This window comes from Streptomyces sp. NPDC032721 (assembly GCF_055579625.1).
The window spans coordinates 16,076-38,319 of the sequence record NZ_JBVIMX010000024.1 but is presented as its reverse complement, the minus strand read 5'-3'; the positions used below and the strand labels follow the sequence as shown (position 1 = coordinate 38,319).

Here is a 22,244-nt window from a genome sequence, read left to right as displayed (position 1 = left end):
CCATGCGCACGCGCGCGCTTTTCTCGTACGTACTGATAGCTGCCGGCGTGACCGCCGGCCTGAGCGCCTGCGGCTCCGAGGGACCCGAGTCGTACTCCGAGGCGACGCAGGCGATGACCGAACGGGACCTGGATGACGCGATGCTGCGGGACAAGGACGTGCCCCGCTACACGGTGTCCGTCCCCCGGCGCACCGAGCACGCCGGCCTGCCCGCCTGGCGCACCGGGGACGCCAAGTGCGCGCCGCTGCTCGACGCGCTGGGCCCCGGCACCCTGGGCGCGGTCCGCTCGGTGTACGCCACGGTCGGCCCGCGGACCGGCGGCGCGCAGCCCATGGGCCTGAAGCTGGGGACGTACGACAGCGACGGCGCCCGGCGGGCCATGGACAAGCTTTCCGGCGCCCTCGGCTCGTGCCGCGGCTTCGACCTCACGGGCCCGCTGAACCGCGCCTACCGGGTGCGCGTCGAGCTCCCCTCGGGACCGGGGAGCGACGCGGGGACCACCTACGTCCTGGACGCGCGGCCCGTGGACACCCGCAACGGGCCCGTCCGGCACGAGGTGCACGCCGTACGCACCGGCAGCCTGACCTCGGTCGCCACCGTGGACAACACGCTCTCGGCGCTGCCGGGTTCGCCGCCCGTGCTGGCCGCGGACCAGGTGAGGTCGATCCTCGACCAGCAGGTGGCGAAGCTGAAGCGGCCCGTCGACGGGAGCTGATCCACCGGCAGTGCTGACGGCACTTACGGCTCGACGACCACTTCCTGCGCCGCCGCCGTGTCCCCGGCCAGCAGCTCGGCATCGACGGCAACGTTCCGCTTGACCAGGGCGAGGGCGATGGGCCCGAGCTCGTGGTGGCGGGCGGAGGTGGTGATGAACCCGATCTGCCGCCCCTCGGGGCCGTCGGAGGCCAGCCGCAGCGGGGTGCCCGTCGGCGGCAGGTGCACCTCGCTGCCGTCCAGGTGCAGGAAGACCAGCCGGCGCGGCGGCTTCCCGAGGTTCTGCACGCGGGCGACGGTCTCCTGACCCCGGTAGCAGCCCTTCTGCAGGTGCACGGCGCTGCCGATCCAGCCCAGCTCGTGCGGGATGGTCCGGTGGTCCGTCTCGAAGCCCAGCCGGGGCCGGTGCCCCTCCACGCGCAGCGCCTCGTACGCGAGCACCCCGATCGCGGGGCCGTGGGCGGCGGCGTACTTCTCCAACTGCTCGCGCGGCAGGAAGAGGTCCCGCCCGTACGGGGTCTCCCGTACGACGGCACCCTCGGGCACCTCGGCGATGGACCCGGCGGGCAGCCAGACGACCGCGAACTCCTCGGTGCGGTCGGCCACTTCCACCCGGTAGAAGAACTTCATGCTTTCCAGGTACGCGATCAACTCGCCCTGCGTGCCCGGCTCGACGTGCACCCAGGTGGTCTCGCCGTCGTCCACGAGGTAGAGCGCGTGCTCGACGTGCCCGTTGGCGGTCAGCACCAGCGCCTCGGTCGCCTGCCCGGCGGGCAGCTCGGTCACGTGCTGGGTGATCAGCAGGTGCAGCCAGCTCAGCCGGTCCGCGCCGGTCACGCTGAGCACGCCCCGGTGCGACAGATCGACGAGACCCGACCCGTCGGCCAGCGCGCGTTGCTCACGGAAGAGATCGCCGTAGTGCGCGGCGACGCCTTCGTCGCGCCCCTCGGCGGGAACGGCACCGGGCAGGGAAAGGAGAGGGCTCGTCATGCCCCCAGCGTACGACTCGCCCGCTACTCGCCGTCCGCGCTCTTCTCCGCCGTACAGGAAGCGCACACACCGAAGATCGCGAAGTGCTTCATATCGGTCTCGAACCCGAATTCGCCCCGCAGCTTGGCGATGAACTCCCCGGCCACGGCGACGTCCGCCTCGATGACCTCGGAGCAGTGGCGGCACACCAGGTGCAGATGGTGGTGCCGGTCCGCGAGGTGATAGGTCGGCGCGCCGTGCCCGAGATGGGCGTGGCTGACCAGCCCGAGCTCTTCCAGCAGCTCAAGGGTCCTGTACACCGTCGAGATATTCACCCCGGACGCGGTCCTGCGCACCTCGACGAGGATCTCGTCGGGCGTCCCGTGCTCCAGGGCATCGACCGCCTCAAGCACAAGCTGCCGCTGCGGCGTCAGCCGGTACCCACGCTGCCGCAGATCACTTTTCCAATCGGTGCTCACCACGCCACCAGTCTAGGCAGCGTGGCAAACATCCGGCCGTACTAACGCCTTCTACCGGCCTACCGGAAGAACGCGATGCCGTCGTCCGGCAGGTCGGGCAGGTTCTTCGCCATGGCCTCGACCTCCTCCGGGGTGACGGTCTTCTTGAGGTGCGCCGACATGTACGGGCGCAGCTCGACCTCGGGGGTGGCCTTCTCGCCGACCCACATCAGGTCGCTCTTCACGTACCCGTACAGACGCTTGCCGCCGGTGTACGGACCCGAGGCGGCGGTCCGCGCCACGGCGTCGGTCACCAGGTCGATCTGCGGCTTCTGGTGGGCCAGCTCGCCGTACCAGATCTCGACGACGCCGGTGTCGCGGGTCATGACGACCTCGACCTTGCGGTCCTTGTCGATGCGCCAGAAGCCGGACTCGGTCTCCAGCGGCTTCACCTTGTTGCCCTCGGCGTCGAGGATCCAGGAGTGCGAGACGTACTCCAGGAAGTCGCGGCCGTCGTGGCTGAAGGTGACTTCCTGGCCGAAGTTGGCCTTCTCCTCGCCGGGGAAGTCGGTGACGCCCGCGCCCGTCCAGTTCCCGAGGAGGAAGACGAGGGGGACGAGGTCCGGGTGCAGGTCGGACGGGATCTCGATCATGAGGGGCTCAGGCGATCTGTGTAGGGGGCGGCGGGGCGGACGGCTACCCGAGTGGCTAGCGCTGGCCCTGGTAGAGCTTCTTCACGGTCAGACCGGCGAAGGCGAGGACGCCGACGCAGACCAGGACCAGCAGGGCGGAGAAGAAAGCCTCAAGCACGATGTGCTCCTTGCGACGATCGAGGTGTGAGTTGTACGGGCCGGCCCTCAGCTTAGTCGGCCGGGCCCGGACGCTCTCGGTGAGGTTCGTCGCGCTGGGCCGAGCGTGGGGTGCGGTGCCCCGGGACTAGGGTTCGCGGTATGTCGAAGAAGCTCGTGATCAAGGTGACTGCCGGGGCCGATGCGCCGGAGCGGTGTTCGCAGGCGTTCACCGTGGCGGCGGTGGCGGTGGCCAGCGGGGTCGAGGTGTCGCTGTGGCTGACCGGGGAGTCGGCGTGGTTCGCACTGCCGGGGAGGGCCGCGGAGTTCGAACTGCCGCACTCGGCGCCGCTGCCGGACCTGATCGAGTCGGTCCTCGCGGCCGGGACGATCACCCTGTGCACGCAGTGCGCCGTACGGCGGGACATCGGCGAGAAGGACGTGCTGGAGGGCGTACGGATCGCGGGGGCGCAGGTGTTCGTGAGCGAGATCATGGCCGACGACGTCCAGGCGCTCGTCTACTAGCGGCCCCGTACTGGCCACCCCGTACTAGCGGTCCCGTTTGCCTCGGCCGTCCAGCTCGTCCCACCAGTCGTCCGAGCGGTCGTCGCCCGTGGTCTCGTCCCACCAGCGGTCACCGGGGCCTCTGCGGTTGGCGACCATCGCCGCGAAGGGCGGGATCAGGGCGGCGACCACGCACATCCCCACCGCCACCGGCACGGACCACAGCCTGACCAGGGCACACGCACCCACGAAGAGGACCAGGCACGTCCCCATCATGAGGAAGTAGCCGCGGCGGCGACGCGCGTACATACCTCCACGGTACGACCGGCGCGTGAAGCAGGTGACCGGAGGGCCGCACCCTTCGTCACAGGTAAGCGTCCAACCCCCTGTGGGTGCGGCCCTCCGGCCGGTATCGGTGCGATGCGGTCAGACCGCGATGGCGACCTCTGCCAGGCCGCCCGTCTGGGCGACGACCGTGCGGTCCGCCGTGCCGCCGGGGACCAGGGCGCGCAGCGTCCAGGTGCCCTCGGCCGCGTAGAAGCGGAACTGGCCGGTGGCGGAGGTGGGGACCTCGGCCGTGAACTCGCCGGTCGAGTCGAGGAGGCGGACGTAGCCCGTCACCGGCTCGCCGTTCTTGGTGATGCTGCCTTGGATGGTGGTCTCACCGGGCTTGATGGTCGAGGCGTCGGGGCCGCCGGCCTTCGCTCCACACATGTGCGTACTCCTTGAGGGGTGAAGGGGAGGGATTACTTGTTGGCGCCGAGCTCGATCGGCACGCCGACCAGCGAGCCGTACTCGGTCCAGGAGCCGTCGTAGTTCTTGACGTTCTCGACACCGAGCAGCTCGTGCAGCACGAACCAGGTCAGGGCCGAGCGCTCGCCGATGCGGCAGTACGCGATGGTGTCCTTCGCCAGATCGACCTGCTCGGCCTCGTAGAGGGCCTTGAGCTCGTCGTCGGACTTGAAGGTGCCGTCGTCGTTGGCGTTCTTCGACCACGGGATGTTGCGGGCCGAGGGGACGTGGCCGGGGCGCTGCGACTGCTCCTGCGGGAGGTGCGCGGGGGCCAGGAGCTTGCCGCTGAACTCGTCGGGCGAGCGGACGTCGACCAGGTTCTGGCTGCCGATCGCCTTGATGACGTCGTCGCGGTAGGCGCGGATCGACTCGTCCTGCGGCTGGGCCTTGTACGTGGTGGCCGGGCGGGCCGGGACCTCGGCGACCAGGTCGCGGGAGTCCAGCTCCCACTTCTTGCGGCCGCCGTCGAGGAGGCGGACGTCGCCGTGGCCGTAGAGCTTGAAGTACCAGAAGGCGTACGAGGCGAACCAGTTGTTGTTGCCGCCGTAGAGGACGACGGTGGTGTCGTTGCCGATGCCCTTCTCGGAGAGCAGCTTCTCGAAGCCGGCCTGGTCGATGAAGTCGCGGCGGACCGGGTCCTGGAGGTCCTTGGTCCAGTCGATCCGGATGGCGTTGCGGATGTGGTTCTTCTCGTAGGCCGAGGTGTCCTCGTCGACCTCGACGACGGCCACCTCCGGGTCGTCCAGGTGGGCCTCGACCCAGTCTGCGTCTACCAGTACGTCGCTGCGGCTCATGGTGTTTCTCCTCCGGGGCAGTTACGGCGGGGCGGTGCGGTGGTGAGGTGGTGCGGTGCGCGGGGATTTCCGGGTACGGCGGTGGAGCCGCGGGTACGGCGGGTACGGCGGTTGCGGAAGTGCGCGGCACGAAATGCGGAGCGAGGGCGCAAATCGCCCTGGTCAAGCGGGAGTTGGCAGCAGCCGGGCAGTCGGCCCGACAGGGGTCCCGCTCAGGCGGTACGGCGACAGAGCATGGCGGCGACGCGGCACAGGTCTACTGCCCGCCGCTTCGTGAGGTCCGCCTGTCGCTCCTGCATGGGTCCGATCGTAGGGACGTACGGGCGGACATGTCACCGGCGTGTCGGATGCTGAGACGAGATCGTCCGGTGGGTGGGACGCGAAGAGGGGCCGGGATGGTGTTCCCGGCCCCTCGTCCCGCTCGTACGTCGCCCTGTCCTGCGGACTGGACGGCTCCGTCTCGCTATCCGGCCAGGCGGACGTTCGTACCCGTCACGCCGATCTCCACGCCGGAGGCGAGCGGGGTGACCTTGTCCAGCTTGAGGCCGTTCGGCAGGCCGCCGATCTGGCGGACGAAGTCGGTCTTCTTGCGGATCATCTCCTCGACGCCCGGGATGCCCGCGCCGGGCACCTCGTCGGCGTGCACCGCGATGGACTTGCCGCCGTCCTTGAGGGACACCGTGGACAGCACGCTGCGGGAGATCTCCCGGCCGAGGACCGAGGCGGTGCCGGTGACCTTGACCTTGCCGTTCCCGCCGTAGCCGACCTTGACGTCCTTGTCGCCCGCGGCGCGCGTCAGGTCCGCGTAGCTGATGACCGCGGTACCGGTGGCGCTGCTCGCGGTGGCGGAGGAGAAGTTGTTGGAGAGGACCACGTCGTGGAGCTCGGCGGTCATCCGGCCCAGCTTGAGCTTCTTGCCCTCGGCGCCGGCCTCCACCCCGTCGATGGTGACGTCGACCTGGTCGAGCTCCTTGGAGACGATCTGGGTGAGGAAGGGGAAGCCCTTGATGTCTATCTGCGGCTCGGCCGACAGGCCCTGGCTGCTGCGGACCTTGGAGGCCACCTCGGACTCGGCGTAGTTCACCGCGAGCCGGTCCACGGCGACGAAGATGCCGCCGAGGATCACGCCCAGGATCAGAAGTATGCGAAGTGCGCGCATTGTCGGTGTGTCCCCCACCCGCGATCGTTGGCCCCGTACTGACGGTGAGCCTAACCGGTGAGGTCCACACCAATCCCGGGAGCTCCTTCCGGGCCACCCGCGCGCCCGGTCAGGCGAAGGCCCGCCCCAGCATGTAGACGGCGGGTGCCGCGGCCGCGAGCGGCAGGGCGACCCCGGCCGTCATGTGCACGAACTTCGACGGGTAGTCGTACGCCGCCACCCGCAGGCCGATCAGCGCGCACACCCCCGCCCCGAGTCCGATCACCGCTCCGCCCGGGCCGAGCCCGTTGGCACCGCCGGCCGCGATGCCCGCGCCCGCGGCGGCGAGCAGGGCGACAGCCAGGGACGCCGGGGTGGGCAGCGGCAGTGCGCGCGCCACGACGGCCGCGGCGACGGCCGCGGCGCCGACCGCTGCCGCCTTGCTGTCGGCCGCCAGCAGCCCGGCGGCGACCACGGTGAGGGCGGCCGTGGTGACGCCCGCCGTCAGGGCGTACATCCGCTCGTCGGCGGGCATCCCGTTGCGCAGGTGCAGCACGAGGGTGAGCAGCACCCACACCCCGAGCGTGCCGATGATCGCGGCGGGCGCGTACACGGTGTCGACGGCGAGGATCGCGATGTCCGCGACCAGCCCGCCGAGGAAGGCGAGCGCGATGCCCTGCCGGGCGGGCCACATCCCGTTCAGCCGGAACCAGCCGGCGGCGGTGACCGCCTGGAGCAGCACCACCGGCACGACCACCGCGAACGGCCCGAAGAGCGCCGCCAGCGCGACCAGGGAGGCGAGCACGGCGGTCAGCAGCGCGGGCTTCATCCCCGGGTCGATGATCGGCGACCGGCCCTCGGCACGGGCGCGCTGGGCGTCGGTGACGCGGGCGTTGCCACGGGTGGAGGGGGAGGTGTAGGCGGGGGCCGGGGGCATGTCGTACGGGGCCTGGGCGGTCTGCGGTGGCTGTGGTGCCTGCGAGGGCTGGGGTGCCTGCGCTGCCTGCCGGACGTGGGTGGCCGAGGAGTCGGTGTACGAGGGCTCCTGCGGCATCGGGACCTCGGGGGGCAGCGGGTAGGAACCGGAGGGCCCGGCCCCGTTCTGCGGCGGGAGGTAGGCGGTGTCGGCGGCGGCCTGGGAGTAACCGGGCTGGGCGGCCTGCTGCTGAGGGTATTGGCCCTGCGGCTGCTGGACCGGCTGGTACTGGGTGTCCCAGGTCTGCCCCTGCCAGCTCTGCGTGACGTACGGATCCTGCGCGGGCGGCACCGCGCCTGCCGCCGGGTCCTGGTACTGCTGCTGCTCCGGGTAGGGCTGCTGACCGTACGAGGGGTCCCCGTACGGCGCTTCCCCGTACGGGTACCGGCCGTCGCCGTAGCTGCCGCCGTTGCCGTGGCTGCTGCCGTTGCCGTGGTTGTCGCTGTGGCTCATGGTCCGGTCATCCTCCTGCGAAGGGCGGGAGCACCTCGACCGTGCCGCCCTCGGCCAGCCGTACCGTCCCATGGTCACGGGTCCCGACGGGGTCGCCGTCGATCAGGAACGAGCACCGCTGGAGCACCCGCACCAGCTCCCCGGGGTGCTGTGCGCGGACCGCGTCCAGCGCCTCGGCGAGGGTGTCGGCCGCGTACGGCTCCTCGCCGGTACCGGCGGCGGCCTTGGCCGCCGCCCAAAAGCGGATGGTGCCCGCTGCCATAGCGGCGCTCCTTTCGTCAGCTGCCCATGATGGGCCATCCGGCCCCCCGCCCGGGCGTACCGGCGCCCGCCCGGCCAGTGGTCCGGGCTCACGCCCGGGTGTGCTTCAGTGCGCCCCCGTGTTGTGCGCCCCCCAGGACCCCCGTGGGAAGGCCCCCGCATCGCCGGTGGTCACCCCCCTCGGCCCGTCGGTTTGTCCGTATGGAGGGTGAACGGAGGGTGATGCGCCGGTTGGCGGGAGTGATCAAGCGCACGGCCGGGCCGTGCGCCGGTTGGGCTATTCTGCTGGGCAGAGGACTCGGGCAGCGTTGCCCCCGGGTCCTTTTGTGCTTTCCGGAAGACCTAAAGGTCTCGGAAAGAACAGGGCAAGAGAGCGGGAAAAGGGGCAGGTCGGACCCCGGGGCGCGGGGGTCGGCCGCCTAAGCAATGGAGCAGTACGCAGTACGAAGCAGTGCCGTAAACGTCCTCGCAGGGACCGAGGAGGAACCGACGTTATGGGCGAGCGAACCGTGCACCAACCGAAAACGACGACCCGGCAGGCAGGTGGGGCGCGATGAGCTCTCTCCTGCTCCTCACCAATGCCCTCCAGCCGTCGACGGAGGTGCTTCCCGCCCTCGGCCTTCTGCTGCACAGCGTGCGGGTCGCCCCCGCCGAAGGCCCGGCACTCGTGGACACCCCCGGTGCGGACACCATCCTGATCGACGGCCGCCGCGACCTGCCCCAGGTGCGGTCGCTGTGCCAGCTGCTGCGGTCCACCGGGCCCGGCTGTCCGCTGATCCTGGTGGTGACGGAGGGCGGGCTCGCCGCCGTCACCGCGGACTGGGGCGTGGACGACGTACTCCTGGACACGGCGGGTCCGGCGGAGGTCGAGGCGCGGCTGCGGCTGGCGACCGGTCGGCAGAACCTGGCCGCCGACGACATCCCCACCGAGATCCGCAACGGCGACCTGTCGGTCGACGAGGCGACGTACAGCGCCAAGCTCAAGGGGCGGGTCCTGGACCTGACCTTCAAGGAGTTCGAGCTGCTGAAGTACCTGGCGCAGCACCCCGGCCGGGTCTTCACGCGGGCGCAGCTGCTCCAGGAGGTGTGGGGGTACGACTACTTCGGCGGTACGCGAACGGTCGACGTCCACGTACGCCGCCTGCGGGCGAAGCTGGGCGTGGAGAACGAGTCACTGATCGGAACCGTCCGGAACGTCGGGTACCGCTTCGTGGTCCCGGAGAAGGTGGAACGGGCGGCGGAGGAGGCCAAGGCGGAGAAGCAGTCCGGCAGCCGAGAAGCCGAAAAGGCGAGGGCCCGCGCCTCGGCGACGGTCGCCCGAGCGGAGGACACCACCCCCTCCGGCTGACCACACCCCAACCGCCCCGGCCGGGCGAAAGGGGCTCCCCCCGCCCGGCCCGGCCGGAGCGGGACCCCCTCTCCCGGCGGGATTGGGATCGCCCGGACGGGCGGATCGGGATCGCCGCGGACAGCCGGAACGGGACCACCCCGCCCGATCGGAACGGGACCACTGCGGACGGCCGGAACCGAACCACCCCGCCCGATCCGATCGGGATCGGGCGGGGTGGCCGGAACCGAATCGTTCCGGGTGGCGGAATCGGAAAGTCCTTCGTCGGTCGAATCGGACGCAACCGGAGGATCAGGTCTCAAGTCGGCCCCGATCCTTGGGACGACCGGCCTGTGACCTGGTCCATCCGCGTAGACTCCTGCGCGTGGCCAAGGTGACGCGGGACGATGTGGCACGACTGGCGGGTACTTCGACCGCGGTCGTCAGTTACGTCATCAACAACGGACCGAGGCCGGTCGCCCCGGCCACGCGCGAGCGTGTCCTCGCCGCGATCAAGGAGCTGGGCTATCGCCCCGACCGGGTCGCGCAGGCGATGGCTTCCCGCCGTACGGACCTCATAGGAATGATCGTGCCGGACGCCCGGCAGCCGTTCTTCGCTGAGATGGCGCACGCGGTCGAACAGGCCGCCGCCGAGCGCGGGAAAATGGTCCTCGTCGGCAACTCCGACTACCGCAACGAGCGCGAGGTGCACTACCTCCGCGCCTTCCTCGGCATGCGCGTCTCGGGCCTGATCCTGGTCAGCCAGGGCATGAGCGAGAGCGCGGCGGCCGAGATCGACGCGTGGGACGCCCGGGTGGTGCTGCTGCACGAGCGGCCCGAGGCCATCGACGACGTCGCGGTCGTCACGGACGACGTGGGCGGCGCCCAGCTCGCCACCCGGCACCTGCTCGAACACGGCTACGCGTACGTGGCGTGCCTCGGCGGCGTCGAGTCCACCCCGTCCGTCGGCGACCCGGTCGCCGACCACGTGGAGGGCTGGCGCCGTGCCATGCGCGAGTCGGGCCGTTCGACGGAGGGCCGGCTCTTCCAGGCCCCGTACGACAGGTACTCGGCGTACCAGGTGGCACTGGGACTGCTCGCGGGGCCTGACCGCCCCCCGGCCATCTTCTGCTCCACGGACGACCAGGCGATCGGTGTCCTGCGGGCCGCCCGCGAACTGCGCATCGACGTGCCGGGTGAGCTGGCGGTGGCGGGCTTCGACGACGTCAAGGAAGCGGCCCTGACCGATCCGCCGCTGACCACGATCTCCTCGGACCGCCCCGCGATGGCGCGGGCCGCGGTGGACCTGGTGCTGGACGACGGGCTGCGGGTGGCCGGTTCGCGGCGCGAGCGGGTGAAGCAGTTCCCGTCGGCGCTGATCGTGCGCAGGTCCTGCGGCTGCGAGTAGCCCTCGGGGGCGCGCAGTGGCGCCCCGGTCCTTATGTCGGGCAAACGGGAATCTGCCGGGCTTCTTAACCTGCCCTCAGACAGTTCTCATCCACCGGGCGCAAGCTCATGAACATGACGAACGAGACCCCGCGCCCCAGTGGCGAGCAGCCCGCCCCGCAGCCCCAGCCGCAGCCTTCGCCGTCGTACGCCGGATTCCACGAGCCCGCGCCCTCGTACGCGGGATTCCCGCCGCCGCCGGAGCACGCGCCCACCGCGCACCGCTCCCGCGCCCGGCGCCCGGTGGCCCTGCTGGCCGCCGTGGCGATCATCGCGGCCACGGTCGGGGGCGGCGCCGCCTACCTCACCGAGCGGTACGTCGGCGGAGGTGACGGCACCGGCACCAACACGGGCGCGGCCGGCACGAACGTCTCGCAGTCCAACCTGGGTACGGTCGCGGGCGTCGCCCAGTCCGTCGGCCCCGCCATCGTCGAGATCAGCGCGCAGTCGAGCGCGGGCTCCTCGACCGGCTCCGGCGTGATCATCACCGGGGACGGTGAGATCGTCACCAACAACCACGTGGTGGCGGGCGCGGACACCGTGAAGGTCACCCTGTCCACGGGCAAGTCGTACACCGCGAAGGTCGTCGGCACCGACCCCGACAAGGACCTCGCCCTGCTCAAGGTCCAGGGCGCGAGCAAGCTGCCGACCGCCAAGCTGGGCAGCAGCAAGGACGTCAAGGTCGGCGAGCAGGTCGTGGCGATCGGCTCCCCCGAGGGCCTGTCCGGCACGGTCACCAGCGGCATCGTCTCCGCGCTCGACCGTGACGTCACGGTCTCCAAGGACCAGGACAAGAGCCAGGGCCAGGGCGGTCAGGGCGGCCAGGGCGGCTGGCCGTTCGAGTTCGGCGGCGAGCGCTTCAACGGCGACACCGGCTCCTCCAAAACCACGTACAAGGCGATCCAGACCGACGCCTCCCTCAACCCCGGCAACTCCGGCGGTGCGCTGATCAACATGCGCGGCGAGGTCATCGGCATCAACTCCGCGATGTACGCCCCGAGTTCGGGCAGCGGAAGCAGCTCGGGCAGCGTCGGCCTCGGCTTCGCCATCCCGGTCGACTCGGTGAAGTCGGACCTGGACAGCCTCCGCAAGGGCGGCAGCAACAACGGCTCCTCGGACAACCAGGGCGGCTCGGACAGCTCCGACGGCAGCACCTCCCCGTCGGACGGCCTGTTCAGCGGCTTCGGCGGCTAGCCATGTAAAGCTGGGCAGAAACCGCCGCCGGAGAACACCAGGAAGCCCCGATGACCCCCGCCACCTCCGCGAACTCCGCCACCCCTCCCCCCGAGGACCGGCCGCCGCACGGCGCCGAGCGCATCCTCATCGTCGACGACGAGCCTGCGGTACGGGAGGCCCTCCAGCGCAGCCTGGCCTTCGAGGGGTACGGGACGGAGACGGCGGCCGACGGCATGGAGGCCCTGACGAAGACGGCCGCCTACGCACCCGACCTGATCGTCCTGGACATCCAGATGCCCCGCATGGACGGCCTGACCGCCGCCCGCAGGCTCCGGCACGCCGGGGACACCACCCCGATCCTGATGCTGACCGCGCGCGACACGGTCGGCGACCGCGTCTCGGGCCTGGACGCGGGCGCGGACGACTACCTGGTCAAGCCCTTCGAGCTCGACGAACTCTTCGCGCGCGTACGGGCGTTGCTGCGCCGCAGCTCCTACGCGGCGCAGGCCGGACTGCCCGCCACCCCCGGTGACGTACTCACCTTCGAGGACCTCCGGATGGACATGGTCACCCGCGAGGTGACCCGGGGCGAGCGCCAAGTGGACCTGACCCGGACCGAGTTCACCCTGCTGGAGATGTTCCTCGCGCACCCCCGCCAGGTGCTCACCCGCGAGCAGATCCTCAAGTCGGTCTGGGGCTTCGACTTCGAGCCGTCGTCCAACTCCCTGGACGTGTACGTGATGTACCTGCGCCGCAAGACGGAGGCGGGCGGCGAGCCGCGTCTCGTGCACACGGTCCGGGGCGTGGGCTACGTCCTGCGCACGGACTCGGCCGCACAGCCCGGAACGCCCCCCAGTACGCAGCCCGGAACGCAGCCCGGCGGCGCCGCGTGACCTCGTTCGTCCGCCGGCTGCGCACCCTCCCCATCCGCTCGCGGCTCGCCCTGCTGGTGGCGACGGCCGTCGCGGTGGCGGTCGCCGCGGTGGCGGCGGCCTGCTGGCTGCTGACCCGCGAACAACTGCGCGGCGAGCTCGACAACTCGCTGCGGAACATGCGCGCCCCGGTCTACCTCCTCCAGTCCACCTACCAGGAGTGCCTGCCCACAGGACCGCCGCCGGACCCGGGCGCGCTGCCCGGCACCGCGTACCTCCAGCTCGTCCAGGCGGACGGCAGCCGCTGCGTGGCCCGGGGTTCGACCCCGGTGGGCGTCCAGGCCTCGGACGTGAAGGTGGCCCTGCACCTGGCGCCGGACGCCCTGCACGACGGCACGGACAGCCAGGGCCAGCCGGTACGCGTCCTCACCCAGCGGGACGAGACCACCGGCCTGGCCTACTCGCTCTCCCGCTCCCTCAACGAGATCGACAACTCCCTCAACCGGCTGGCCCTGGTCCTGCTCGCGGTCACCGGCCTCGGCGTGATCGGCGCGGGCGCGGCGGGCCTGTGGGTGGCCCGCACCGGCCTGCGCCCGGTGGACCGCCTCACCGACGCCGTCGAACACGTCGCCCGTACCGAGGACCTGACGGTACGTATCCCGGTCGAGGGCGACGACGAGATCGCCCGCCTCTCCTCCTCCTTCAACGCGATGACCGCGGCCCTGGCCTCCTCCCGCGACCTCCAGTCCCAGCTGATCGCCGACGCGGGCCACGAACTCCGCACCCCCCTGACCTCCCTGCGCACCAACATCGAACTCCTGGCCCGCAGCGACCAGACGGGCCGTCCGATCCCCCCTGCCGACCGCAAGGCCCTCCTGGACTCGGTCAAGGCCCAGATGACCGAACTGGCCGCCCTCATCGGCGACTTGCAGGAACTCGCCCGACCGGAGAAGCCCACTACCAGCCACTCCACCCCCCAGGTCGTCTCCTGGCACGACCTCACCCGCACCGCCCTGGACCGCGCCCGCCTGCGCGGCCCGGAGCTGACCTTCGAGACCTCCCTCGCCCCCTGGTACGTACGCGCCGAACCGGCCGCCCTCGAACGCGCGCTGGTCAACATCCTCGACAACGCGGTCAAGTTCAGCCCGCCCGCCGGCACCATCACGGTCCGCCTTCACCTGGGCGAACTGACCGTCCGCGACCACGGACCCGGCATCCCCTCCGCCGACCTGCCGCACGTCTTCGAACGCTTCTGGCGCTCGGAGTCCGCCCGCGCGCTGCCGGGCTCGGGGCTCGGCCTGTCGATCGTCGCCCGTACGATCCCCGAATCGGGCGGCGAGATCGAGCTGAGGGCCCCCGCCGACGGCGGCCCGGGCACGGAGGCGGTGGTCCGGCTGCCGGGCGCGCCGACGCTGCCGCCGAGCGAGGTCCCTTAGCACCTCAGCGTGGGACGGCCTCGCTGACCGTGTTCAGGTGCACCAGGACGTCGTACGACTTGCTCAGTGCGATGTCCTGGGGCTTTACGGGGAACTGGGTGCCGAGGTTCAGCATGGGCCGCGGGACGCCCAGCCACTCACGGGCGGGAGCGGGAGGGGTCCGCAGGTCGAGGTAGAAGTCGCGGTGGCGGACCTTGTCGAGGGTGTGCTCGCTGCGGCCGGGCTCGGCGGCCCCCACGGAGAACTTCTTCCAGGCGCCGCCGAGAGCGGTGTCCTTGGAGAGGAAGGAGCCCTGGTTGAAGGTGAACCCCGCGGCGACGTAGTCCTTGCCGAGCTCCTCCCGCAGGAAGGCTCCCTGGGTCTTGGGGTACAGCTTGGGGTCGCCGGAGACGTAGCCGATGTGGTCGTTGTGGGCCGACACCAGGATCTTGTCGCCGGTACGACGCTGCCACCACATGACGTTCTGTGCCATCACGCGGTCGCGGAACCGCTGGAAGTCGGCGAGCGAGTCCCAGTTGCCGGGGTCGAGGCTGCTGGTGTCGACGGTCAGGAAGTGGGCGGTCTGGGCGATGGACCGGGCGTTCTGCACGGTCAGATCGAAGTCGGCGCGGCCCGGACCGGCACCGCTTCCCCTGAGTCCGTTGATCAGGTCCAGGGCCTGTTGCGCGCGGACCGCGAGCCGCTTCCGTTCGGCGACGGGCTTGCCCAGGTACGCGAGGACGTCGTCGATCGGACGCAGCCCTGTGTAGAGCTCATTGAGCCGGGACAACGCCGCGGGGTGGTGCTTGCGCACGTATCCGCTCACCCTGGCGAAGAACTCGTCGCCCAGGGTGGGCGCGCCCAGGTCGTCACCGATGAAGTGCAGGGTGCGTCCCGGGTGACTGCGGTTGTAGTCGCGCATCCACTTGATGAGGCTGACGAACTCCTCGCGGTCCCAGGGTGAGTTGGCGAGGTTCTCCTCGACGACCCGGCGGGCGTCACCGCCCTTGCCGGTCTGGAGGAACTCGTCGATACGCAGCCCCGCCGACCAGCTCAGTTCGAGGGCGAAGGTGGTGAACCCCTTCGTCTCGACGAGATGGCGGAACACCCGCTCCTTCATGGCGAAGAACTCGTGCGAACCGTGCGTGGCCTCGCCGAGCCCGACCACCTCGGCGTCCCCCACCATCCTGCCCAGCGCCCGCAGGTCCGCGGTACTGCCACCGGGCTCGGTCGAACGCAGCGGATGAGCCGCCCGCTCCAGGGCGCGGACCGTGGCCCGCTCAGCGGGTGAACACTCCGCCCCGCACCCGGCCGGGGACACGGTGCTCGCGGAAGCCGGGGACACCCCCGTCACGACCACCGCCCCTGCCACGACCACCGCCGTGGCCAGCAGTCCGCGCCGCGTGGTGTGCTGCATTCGCCTTGCCATGTACTGAGCTCCTCGTTGCGTGCTTCCGGCCTTTCGTGAAGATCATCGAATGTGCGGTGCGGCCACGCAGTGGGACCAGACACCGTTTGCAGGGGGGTGCTGGACCCCCTGTGGCCATTCGGAGCTCGCGCCGTGAGGACTGGGCAAGGGGGTACGGCAGGCCACGCACCGGCTCTTCCCGTCGGTCCACAGGACGATCTTCTTGCACCCCGGGCAGAGGGCCGCCGAACCCCCGTCCTCGGCGCTCACCTCTGGCCCGCCTCAAGTGACAGCAGGAAGTTGAGCCGACGGGCCAGGTTCAGGCACTCCGCCGAGCCCAGCCGGCCGAGGTCGAGCGGCACCCCCGGCTCGTCGAGACACAGGCTCAGATGCGGGAGGGTGGTACCCGCTTTCACCAGGGCGGCGAAGAGCTCGTTGAAGGCGACGGTCGCCGTGTGGTTCTGGCGCTCTTGTGCGGTGTCGCGCGGGTGTGCGGTGCGCATTCCGGTCTGGGGGGACATGGGTCTTCTTCCAACTCCATCGGCCGAACTCCGTTGTTCCACCTCCAGGTTGAACACTCACGGTTACGATCGGTAGGAGTTCGCTATCGGAGCGCGATCGAGGTATTCGGCATATGCCAAAAGCGCGGGAGCCTGACCCCAGCGAGAACATCGAGAAGTACATCGGCAATGTGGTGCAGGAAGCCCGGCTGAGCAGGGCGCGGGCGAAGGTGGCGGGCGAGGACTGGTCGCAGAAGGGCCTGGCGGGAAGGGTGTTCGCCAGCCAGTCCCGAATCTCGGAGGTGGAAACGGGCGACGCGCCACCGGACTCCGATCTGGCGCGAAAGCTCGAATCCGTACTGGGGTTGGCGACGGGCCAACTGGTGAACCTGGTCAGGATTCTGGATCAGAACATCATCCGGGACTACGCGAAGACGTTCCTGCGGCGCCAGGCAGTGGCGGAGATGATGCATACCTCGGGCTTTCTGGTGCCCGGCTTGCTTCAGACTGCGGACTACGCACGCGAGTTGATGCGTACCGGACGGGCGGCCGATCCGAGCAACATTGACGCGCTGGTGGAGCACCGTATGGCGCGGCAAGCCGTCTGGGAGCGGGAGAACCCCCCGTGGATGTCCTGCGTCCTGGCAGAAGCGGCCTTGCACGGGTCAACTGAGCTACAGCTCCGCCGACTTATCGATGCGCAGGAAACGCCCAACATCAGTATCCGGGTGCTCCCGAGCAGAGCAGCGCAAGTCCTCGGGACAATGACCATCCTCACGCTCCCCGGAGGCATTCGAGGGGCCTACCACGAAGGCTTCAACACCGGTCACTACAGCGAAGAACCTGACCAAGTCATGTACCTCCAAAAGGTCTACGATTGGCTCGCCGCCCATGCGTTGGCCGTCGATGCGTCCACAGCGGCAATCCACGACGTACTGAAGAGGTTCCATTGAGCGGCGAGGCCCTGAACTGGCGCAAGTCCACCTACAGCGGTGGAGACGGCAACGACTGCGTCGAGGTCGCCGACAACGCCCCGGGCCTCACCCTCTTCCGCGACACCAAACTCGCCGCCCACAGCCCCGTCATCACCGTCACCGACCACGCCTGGAACACCTTCCTGACCTTGGTCAAGTAGGAGACCAGCTCGACAGCGGCGCGCCCGTGTTCCGGCCGCGCCGCTGTCGAGCTGTGGTCAGCCCCCGGGTCAGTGGAGCTTGTTGACGGCGGTCTTCGTCGTGGTGCGGAAGGCGGTCAGCGGGGCGTCCTTGAGGTCGCCCATCTGGCCCCAGCGGACGAGGGTGACGGTGCGGCCGTCGCGGCCGACGGAGAACAGGTGGATGTCGGAGTTGCCGATCTGCGGGTCGGCGGTGTCCAGGCTGTAGACCCAGGCGCCCTCCTCGACGGCGAGCTTGCCGTGGGAGGCGCTGACGGCCCGCAGGCCCGGGTTCTGCTGCTCCAGCAGGGAGCCGCAGCCGGCGAGGGCCCCGCGGAGGGTGTCGACCAGCTTCACGGCGTCGGCCTCGGTACGGGCGACGGTGGTGACCTGGACGCCGTTGGTGTCGAGCTCGGTGCTGAACTCGCGGTAGCGGGTGTTCTGCGCCGGGATCTTGTACGGGGTGCAGAGGACGCCGCCGTTCTCCGGGACGCCGGTGAAGACCTGGGTGGCGGTCCACGGCGTCGACGACGGCGGCATCTGGGAGGCGGCGAGGAAGGCGGGCTGGGCAGCGGCCTGCGCCGGGGCTGCGGCGAGGGCCGCGAGGCCGAGTGCGGCAGCGGCTGCGGTGGCGAGTGCGGTGCGGAGCTTGTTCACGGTGGTGGTTCCCCCGTCGGGTCGTTCGTTCGGTCAGTGCTCAACCAGCGTGGGGCCGGCGCCCGCCGGCTGCAACGATCACGCGCCCACCAGCCGTCCCGGAACCATTCCACCCCCGCTGACGTGCAATGACGTGAAGGATGGGACGCAGGGGTCGAGGGGGATGGAATGCCGAAGGACGCCGCTGTCGAGGAGTTCGCGGGGCTCGTGCGCGCGCTGAAGGCGCGGGACGGGAGGAGTTACGAGGCGCTGGGCCGGCGGCTGAGCGTCAGCGCGTCCACCCTCCACCGCTACTGCTCGGGCGCGACTGTCCCGGAGGAGTTCGCCGTGGTCGAACGCCTGGCCCTGCTGTGCGGAGCGGACGAGGAGGAACGGCGGGCCCTGGAGGCGGCCTGGACGGAGGCGGACCGCGCCCGCCGCCGAGCAGCCTCGCCCACGCCTGTGCCGCCCGTGTCAGCCGCGCCGAACCCGAACGCGGCCCCGTCCGCACCGGAACCAGGCCCCGGCCCCGCCCCGGCCCCGACCGCCGCGAGCCCGTCCGCCCCGGCCCCAACCGCCCCGCACCCGACTACCCCGCACCCGACCGCCTCGGGCCCGTCCGCCCCGCACCCAACCGCCCCGCACCCAACCGCCCCGAGCCCAACCGCCTCGGACCCGACCGCCCCGCACCCAACCGCCCCGAACCCGACCACCCCGCACCCGACCGCCCCGGACCGGACCGCCCCGGGCCCGACCGCCCCGCACCCGTCCGCGCTGGACCCGTCCGCCGCGGATCCGACCGCCCCGCACCCGACCACCCCGCACCGGACCGCCGCGGGCCCGACCGCCCCGCACCCGACCGCGCCGGACCCGTCCGCCGCGGATCCGACCGCCCCGCACCCGACCACCCCGCACCCGTCCGCCCCGGGCCCGACCGCCCCGCACCCGACCGCCCCGGATCCGTCCGCCCCGGGCCCGACCGCCCCGCACCCGACCGCCCCGGATCCGTCCGCCCCGGGCCCGACCGCCGCGCATCCGACCGCGCCGCACCTGACCGCCCCGAACCGGACCGCCGCGGATCCGTCCGCCCCGGGCCCGACCGCCGCGCATCCGACCGCGCCGCACCTGACCGCCCTGGACCCGATCGCCCCGAGCCCGTCCGCCCCGAACCCGACCGCGCCGGAGGCGCCCCGTGCCCGCCGCCGTCGGGGCGCCCTCGTTCCCCTCCTCGTCGCCGCTGCCGTCGCCCTCGTCGTGTTCGCCCTCGCTGCCGCCCTGCTCGGCCGCCCCACCCGTACGGCTTCCGGCCCCGCCCCCGCCCCCGCTTCCGCTTCCACCGCTCCAGGGCGGACCGTGGCGCCCCTCCCCTTTACCTGGAGCATCGGTTCCCAGCTCTGGGAGGGCGGTTGCGGGCACACCTACCTCGTGGACCGGGCCCCCCGCGCGGTCGCCCCGCCGCCGGTCGCGGCCGACTCCGGGGCGTGGGCCGGGACGCACGGTGCCGTGCACGGCGGGGAGGCGCTGGTGCGGCTCACGGTCCAGGGCCGGTCGCCGTCCGACGCCGTCGTCCTCCATGCCCTGCACGTGCGCGTGGTCGACCGCGCCGCGCCGCTGCCGTGGAACGCGTACCGGATGGACAACGGCTGCGGCGGCGCCGTCACCCCGCGCCACTTCGCCGTGGACCTCGACCGACCGCGCCCGCTCGCGAGGCCCGTCGACGGCCTCGACGCATCCGGCGCCGAGGTCCGGAAGATCCCGGCCGTCTCCTTCCCGTACAAGGTCACCTCCTCCGACCCCGAGGAGCTGCTGGTCTCCGCGCGGACGGCGGGCTGCGACTGCCGCTGGTACCTGGAGCTGGAGTGGAGCGCCGGGGGCCGTAAGGGGACGGTGCGGATCACGGACGGCGGGAAGCCGTTCCGCACGAGCGGGACCAAGGGGAGGCCGGCGTACGTGCACGACTCCACCGAAGGGCGCTGGATCACGGACTCGGACTCCGGACAGACCGGGTAACGAAATGCGCCGGGCCGGTGGCTACCACCGCCCCCAAGGGTCCGTCGGCACCACTTCCGGCATCGATGCCAAGGTCTCCTGCCACCACTCCTCCGGCCTGGCCGTACGGCTGAAGTAGGACTCCGTGACCAGGAAGGCCCTGCCGGTCGGGCCCTTCACGGTCCTGCGGCGGCGGTACAGGTGCCCTGCGGCGATCAGGCGCCTCAGGGCGGTCTTGATGGCGCACGGGCCGTAGTCGTCCAGTTGCTTGGCGAGGATCTCGATGCTGATCGCGGCACCTTCGGGAAGGCCGTCGATATAGCGCGCGATGATCGCCTCGCGCTTGCGGAGCTTCGCGAAGTCCGCCTCGCTGGGCGGTGATTGGTCCGGGACGGAGCGCTTCCCGAAGCCAGGTGGGGCCATGCGCGGCGATTGCTCGTCCATGAACGGGTCCGGGTCCAGGTCCGTGTCCGTGTCGTCCTCTGCGTACGTGCCTGCCATGGCCGTTGCTCCGTTCCGTGTGGGTGCGGTCACGGAACGTATCCCGGGCGGACGCCCGGCCGCCCGGAGATCGCGAAACATCACCCGTCACGGGTACGGGTGCTGTACGCCAACCCAACGAGACGCAACGTCTTGCCATGGCGGCGAGGATCCCCTATCGTCGTACGAGTCGAGACGGTTCGTCTCGCAAGGCTTCCTCCTCGGTGTCCCCTACGGAAGGTCCTCCACTTGTTCCCAGCAGCCGCCCGAACCGCCTCCCAGCTCGCCGCCGTCGAGCTCACCAAGCGCTACGACGACCAACTGGTCCTGGACCGCGCCTCGTTCAGCGTCCGTCCCGGCGAGAAGGTCGGTGTCGTCGGGGAGAACGGGTCCGGCAAGTCCACGCTCCTGCGCCTCCTCGCCGGGCAGGAGCGGCCCGACAACGGGACCCTCACCGTCCTCGCCCCCGGCGGCATCGCGCACCTCGCGCAGACCCTCGACCTGCCGCCCACCGCCACCGTCGGCGACGCGATCGACCTCGCACTGGCAGAGGTGCGGGAGCTGGAGCGGCGGATCGCCGCCGCCGAGGCCCAGCTCACTGAGGACAGCCTCGACGCCTACGACGCGCTGCTCGCCGCCTACACGGCGCGCGGCGGGGCCGATGCCGACCGGCTCGTCGACGTAACTCTGCGCGATCTGGGCGAGGTTGAGGCTCTGGAGCGCGGGCGGGCGCTCGGCACGCTGTCCGGCGGGCAGCGTTCGCGGCTCGCCCTGGCCGCCGCCCTCGCCTCCGGGGCCGAGCTGCTGCTCCTCGACGAGCCGACCAACGACCTCGACGACGCGGCCGTCCGCTGGCTGGAGGAGCGGCTGCGGGCGCATCGCGGAACCGTCGTCGCCGTGACGCACGACCGGGCGTTCCTGGAGCGGGTCACCGAGACCGTCATCGAGGTGGACGGGGAAGCGCACACCGTGCGGCGGTACGGGGACGGCTATCGGGGGTTCCTTGCCGCCAAGGCTGCCGCGCGGGCTCGCTGGGCGCGTGAACACGAGGAGTGGAAGGCCGAGTTGGCGCGGCACCGCGCGCTGGCCGAGAGCAACGCCGGGGCGCTGGCCGCCATTCCCCGGAAGATGGCCCGGGGGTTCAGCGGGGCCGGGGCCTTCCGGGCGCGGTCCCGGGCGCACGGGTCGGCGGGCCGCATCCGCAATGCCCGCGAGCAGGTGCACCGGCTGACCACGCACCCCGTACCGCCACCGCCGGAGCCGCTGCGGTTCACCGGAAGGTTCGACGGTGCGGGTGGTGCGGGTGGTGCGGCGGTCGAGATGACCGACGTACGGGTGGACGGGCGGCTCGCGCTGCCCGGCACCGTCACCCTGGAGCCCGGTGCGCGGCTCCTGCTCACCGGGCCCAACGGGGCAGGGAAGTCAACGTTGTTGGATGTGCTGGCCGGGCGTCTCGCGCCCGACTCCGGCAGCGTCGTCCGCCCCGCCCCCGCCCGCATCGGGCACCTGCGCCAGGACACCCCGCCGGGGGACGGCCGTCAGGTGCACGCCGCCCTGGGGGCGGAGCGCGCCGAACTCCTCGTACAGCACGGCCTGTTGAGGGAGTCGGACCTGTCCAGGCCGCTCGCCGCGCTCTCCGTGGGTCAGCGGCGGAAGCTGGCGCTCGGGGCGCTGATCGCCGCCCCCGTCGACCTGCTGCTCCTCGACGAGCCGACCAACCACTACTCCCCCGCCCTGGTGGAGGAACTGGAGGCCGCGCTCGCCACCTACCCCGGCACACTCGTCATCGCCTCGCACGACCGGCTGCTGAGGGAGCGGTTCGGCGGGGAGAGGCTGGAGCTGCGCCCTGCTTCCCTGTGACGTGAGTGGGGCACGGCAGACTGAACGCCCGTGGGGGGGGGGGGGGGGGGGGGGGGGGGGGGGGGGGGGGGGGGGGGGAGGGGGGGGGGGGGGGGAGGGGGGGGGGGGGGGGGGAGGGGGAGGGGGGGGTGGGG

25 protein-coding genes are annotated in these 22,244 nt (G+C 71.5%); 11 read left to right on the top strand and 14 right to left on the bottom strand.

What is annotated here, in order from left to right; translation table 11 throughout:
- Positions 1-2 precede the first annotated feature (2 nt).
- Entirely contained in the window at positions 3-716 is a 714-nt protein-coding gene (locus tag ACZ5PB_RS36570; RefSeq protein ID WP_468697279.1) for a hypothetical protein, read from the top strand.
- A 23-nt stretch (positions 717-739) separates the two neighbouring features.
- Here ACZ5PB_RS36570 and ygfZ read toward each other — a convergent pair whose 3' ends face one another.
- Genes ygfZ through ACZ5PB_RS36555 form a run of 3 tightly spaced genes read right to left on the bottom strand, consistent with a single transcriptional unit; the run spans position 740 to position 2,795 of the window.
- Entirely contained in the window at positions 740-1,705 is a 966-nt protein-coding gene (gene ygfZ / locus ACZ5PB_RS36565; protein WP_468697277.1) for a CAF17-like 4Fe-4S cluster assembly/insertion protein YgfZ, read from the bottom strand.
- A gap of 23 nt (positions 1,706-1,728) precedes the next feature.
- Positions 1,729-2,166: a Fur family transcriptional regulator gene (locus ACZ5PB_RS36560; protein WP_468697276.1), complete on the bottom strand. Its 438-nt coding sequence runs from the start codon at positions 2,164-2,166 to the stop codon at positions 1,729-1,731.
- Between the two features lie 56 nt (positions 2,167-2,222).
- Positions 2,223-2,795, bottom strand: a complete 573-nt coding sequence (locus ACZ5PB_RS36555; protein ID WP_468697275.1) for a heme-binding beta-barrel domain-containing protein — start codon at positions 2,793-2,795, stop codon at positions 2,223-2,225.
- Between the two features lie 297 nt (positions 2,796-3,092).
- On the opposite strand from ACZ5PB_RS36555, the gene ACZ5PB_RS36550 reads away from it, so the two are divergent.
- Positions 3,093-3,455, top strand: a complete 363-nt coding sequence (locus tag ACZ5PB_RS36550) for a DsrE family protein (protein ID WP_468697274.1) — start codon at positions 3,093-3,095, stop codon at positions 3,453-3,455.
- Positions 3,456-3,479: 24 nt separating this feature from the next.
- On the opposite strand, the gene ACZ5PB_RS36545 is transcribed toward ACZ5PB_RS36550, so the two are convergent.
- From ACZ5PB_RS36545 to ACZ5PB_RS36515, 7 genes are all read right to left on the bottom strand, one after another.
- The gene (locus tag ACZ5PB_RS36545) at positions 3,480-3,743 is read right to left on the bottom strand and encodes a DUF3099 domain-containing protein (protein ID WP_468697273.1); all 264 of its coding nucleotides are present in this window, start codon (positions 3,741-3,743) and stop codon (positions 3,480-3,482) included.
- A gap of 117 nt (positions 3,744-3,860) precedes the next feature.
- A complete protein-coding gene (locus tag ACZ5PB_RS36540) occupies positions 3,861-4,148 on the bottom strand; it encodes a DUF1416 domain-containing protein (RefSeq protein ID WP_362423220.1) in 288 nt (95 codons plus the stop codon).
- 32 nt (positions 4,149-4,180) lie between these two features.
- A complete protein-coding gene (locus ACZ5PB_RS36535; RefSeq protein ID WP_468697272.1) occupies positions 4,181-5,020 on the bottom strand; it encodes a sulfurtransferase in 840 nt (279 codons plus the stop codon).
- Between the two features lie 212 nt (positions 5,021-5,232).
- Positions 5,233-5,319 carry a putative leader peptide gene (locus ACZ5PB_RS36530; protein WP_468697460.1) on the bottom strand — a complete coding sequence of 29 codons (87 nt, stop codon included), beginning with the start codon at positions 5,317-5,319 and terminating at the stop codon, positions 5,233-5,235.
- 164 nt (positions 5,320-5,483) lie between these two features.
- Entirely contained in the window at positions 5,484-6,179 is a 696-nt protein-coding gene (locus ACZ5PB_RS36525; protein ID WP_468697271.1) for an LmeA family phospholipid-binding protein, read from the bottom strand.
- Positions 6,180-6,288: 109 nt separating this feature from the next.
- On the bottom strand, positions 6,289-7,587 hold the full coding sequence (locus ACZ5PB_RS36520) for a hypothetical protein (protein ID WP_468697270.1): 1,299 nt from the start codon (positions 7,585-7,587) through the stop codon (positions 6,289-6,291).
- Positions 7,588-7,594: 7 nt separating this feature from the next.
- A complete protein-coding gene (locus ACZ5PB_RS36515; protein ID WP_468697269.1) occupies positions 7,595-7,849 on the bottom strand; it encodes a MoaD/ThiS family protein in 255 nt (84 codons plus the stop codon).
- A 552-nt stretch (positions 7,850-8,401) separates the two neighbouring features.
- On the opposite strand from ACZ5PB_RS36515, the gene ACZ5PB_RS36510 reads away from it, so the two are divergent.
- The 5 genes from ACZ5PB_RS36510 (at position 8,402) to ACZ5PB_RS36490 (ending at position 14,105) form a co-directional block, all read left to right on the top strand.
- Positions 8,402-9,196 (top strand): winged helix-turn-helix transcriptional regulator, encoded by a 795-nt coding sequence (locus ACZ5PB_RS36510; protein ID WP_468697268.1) that lies wholly within the window; start codon positions 8,402-8,404, stop codon positions 9,194-9,196.
- 364 nt (positions 9,197-9,560) lie between these two features.
- Complete coding sequence (locus ACZ5PB_RS36505) at positions 9,561-10,583, top strand: LacI family DNA-binding transcriptional regulator (RefSeq protein WP_468697267.1); 1,023 nt, start codon at positions 9,561-9,563, stop codon at positions 10,581-10,583.
- Positions 10,584-10,690: 107 nt separating this feature from the next.
- Entirely contained in the window at positions 10,691-11,815 is a 1,125-nt protein-coding gene (locus tag ACZ5PB_RS36500; RefSeq protein WP_468697266.1) for a S1C family serine protease, read from the top strand.
- Between the two features lie 50 nt (positions 11,816-11,865).
- Positions 11,866-12,690, top strand: a complete 825-nt coding sequence (locus tag ACZ5PB_RS36495; RefSeq protein WP_468697265.1) for a response regulator transcription factor — start codon at positions 11,866-11,868, stop codon at positions 12,688-12,690.
- Positions 12,687-14,105, top strand: a complete 1,419-nt coding sequence (locus tag ACZ5PB_RS36490; protein WP_468697264.1) for a sensor histidine kinase — start codon at positions 12,687-12,689, stop codon at positions 14,103-14,105. The genes ACZ5PB_RS36495 and ACZ5PB_RS36490 overlap by 4 nt, the downstream gene beginning before the upstream one ends.
- Before the next feature lie 4 nt (positions 14,106-14,109).
- On the opposite strand, the gene ACZ5PB_RS36485 is transcribed toward ACZ5PB_RS36490, so the two are convergent.
- The gene (locus ACZ5PB_RS36485; protein WP_468697263.1) at positions 14,110-15,513 is read right to left on the bottom strand and encodes an erythromycin esterase family protein; all 1,404 of its coding nucleotides are present in this window, start codon (positions 15,511-15,513) and stop codon (positions 14,110-14,112) included.
- A 245-nt stretch (positions 15,514-15,758) separates the two neighbouring features.
- The gene (locus ACZ5PB_RS36480) at positions 15,759-16,013 is read right to left on the bottom strand and encodes a hypothetical protein (RefSeq protein WP_468697262.1); all 255 of its coding nucleotides are present in this window, start codon (positions 16,011-16,013) and stop codon (positions 15,759-15,761) included.
- Positions 16,014-16,126: 113 nt separating this feature from the next.
- On the opposite strand from ACZ5PB_RS36480, the gene ACZ5PB_RS36475 reads away from it, so the two are divergent.
- Both ACZ5PB_RS36475 and ACZ5PB_RS36470 read left to right on the top strand, forming a co-directional pair.
- Complete coding sequence (locus ACZ5PB_RS36475; protein WP_468697261.1) at positions 16,127-16,945, top strand: helix-turn-helix domain-containing protein; 819 nt, start codon at positions 16,127-16,129, stop codon at positions 16,943-16,945.
- Positions 16,942-17,127: a DUF397 domain-containing protein gene (locus ACZ5PB_RS36470; RefSeq protein WP_468697260.1), complete on the top strand. Its 186-nt coding sequence runs from the start codon at positions 16,942-16,944 to the stop codon at positions 17,125-17,127. Before ACZ5PB_RS36475 ends, ACZ5PB_RS36470 begins: the two co-directional genes overlap by 4 nt.
- A 69-nt stretch (positions 17,128-17,196) precedes the next feature.
- Here ACZ5PB_RS36470 and ACZ5PB_RS36465 read toward each other — a convergent pair whose 3' ends face one another.
- Positions 17,197-17,802: a hypothetical protein gene (locus tag ACZ5PB_RS36465; RefSeq protein WP_468697259.1), complete on the bottom strand. Its 606-nt coding sequence runs from the start codon at positions 17,800-17,802 to the stop codon at positions 17,197-17,199.
- Positions 17,803-17,970: 168 nt separating this feature from the next.
- Here ACZ5PB_RS36465 and ACZ5PB_RS36460 point away from each other — a divergent pair, with 168 nt between their 5' ends.
- A complete protein-coding gene (locus ACZ5PB_RS36460) occupies positions 17,971-19,791 on the top strand; it encodes a helix-turn-helix domain-containing protein (RefSeq protein WP_468697258.1) in 1,821 nt (606 codons plus the stop codon).
- 21 nt (positions 19,792-19,812) lie between these two features.
- On the opposite strand, the gene ACZ5PB_RS36455 is transcribed toward ACZ5PB_RS36460, so the two are convergent.
- Positions 19,813-20,271 (bottom strand): hypothetical protein, encoded by a 459-nt coding sequence (locus tag ACZ5PB_RS36455; RefSeq protein WP_468697257.1) that lies wholly within the window; start codon positions 20,269-20,271, stop codon positions 19,813-19,815.
- Between the two features lie 228 nt (positions 20,272-20,499).
- Here ACZ5PB_RS36455 and ACZ5PB_RS36450 point away from each other — a divergent pair, with 228 nt between their 5' ends.
- Positions 20,500-22,110 carry an ATP-binding cassette domain-containing protein gene (locus ACZ5PB_RS36450; protein ID WP_468697256.1) on the top strand — a complete coding sequence of 537 codons (1,611 nt, stop codon included), beginning with the start codon at positions 20,500-20,502 and terminating at the stop codon, positions 22,108-22,110.
- Positions 22,111-22,244 lie beyond the last annotated feature (134 nt).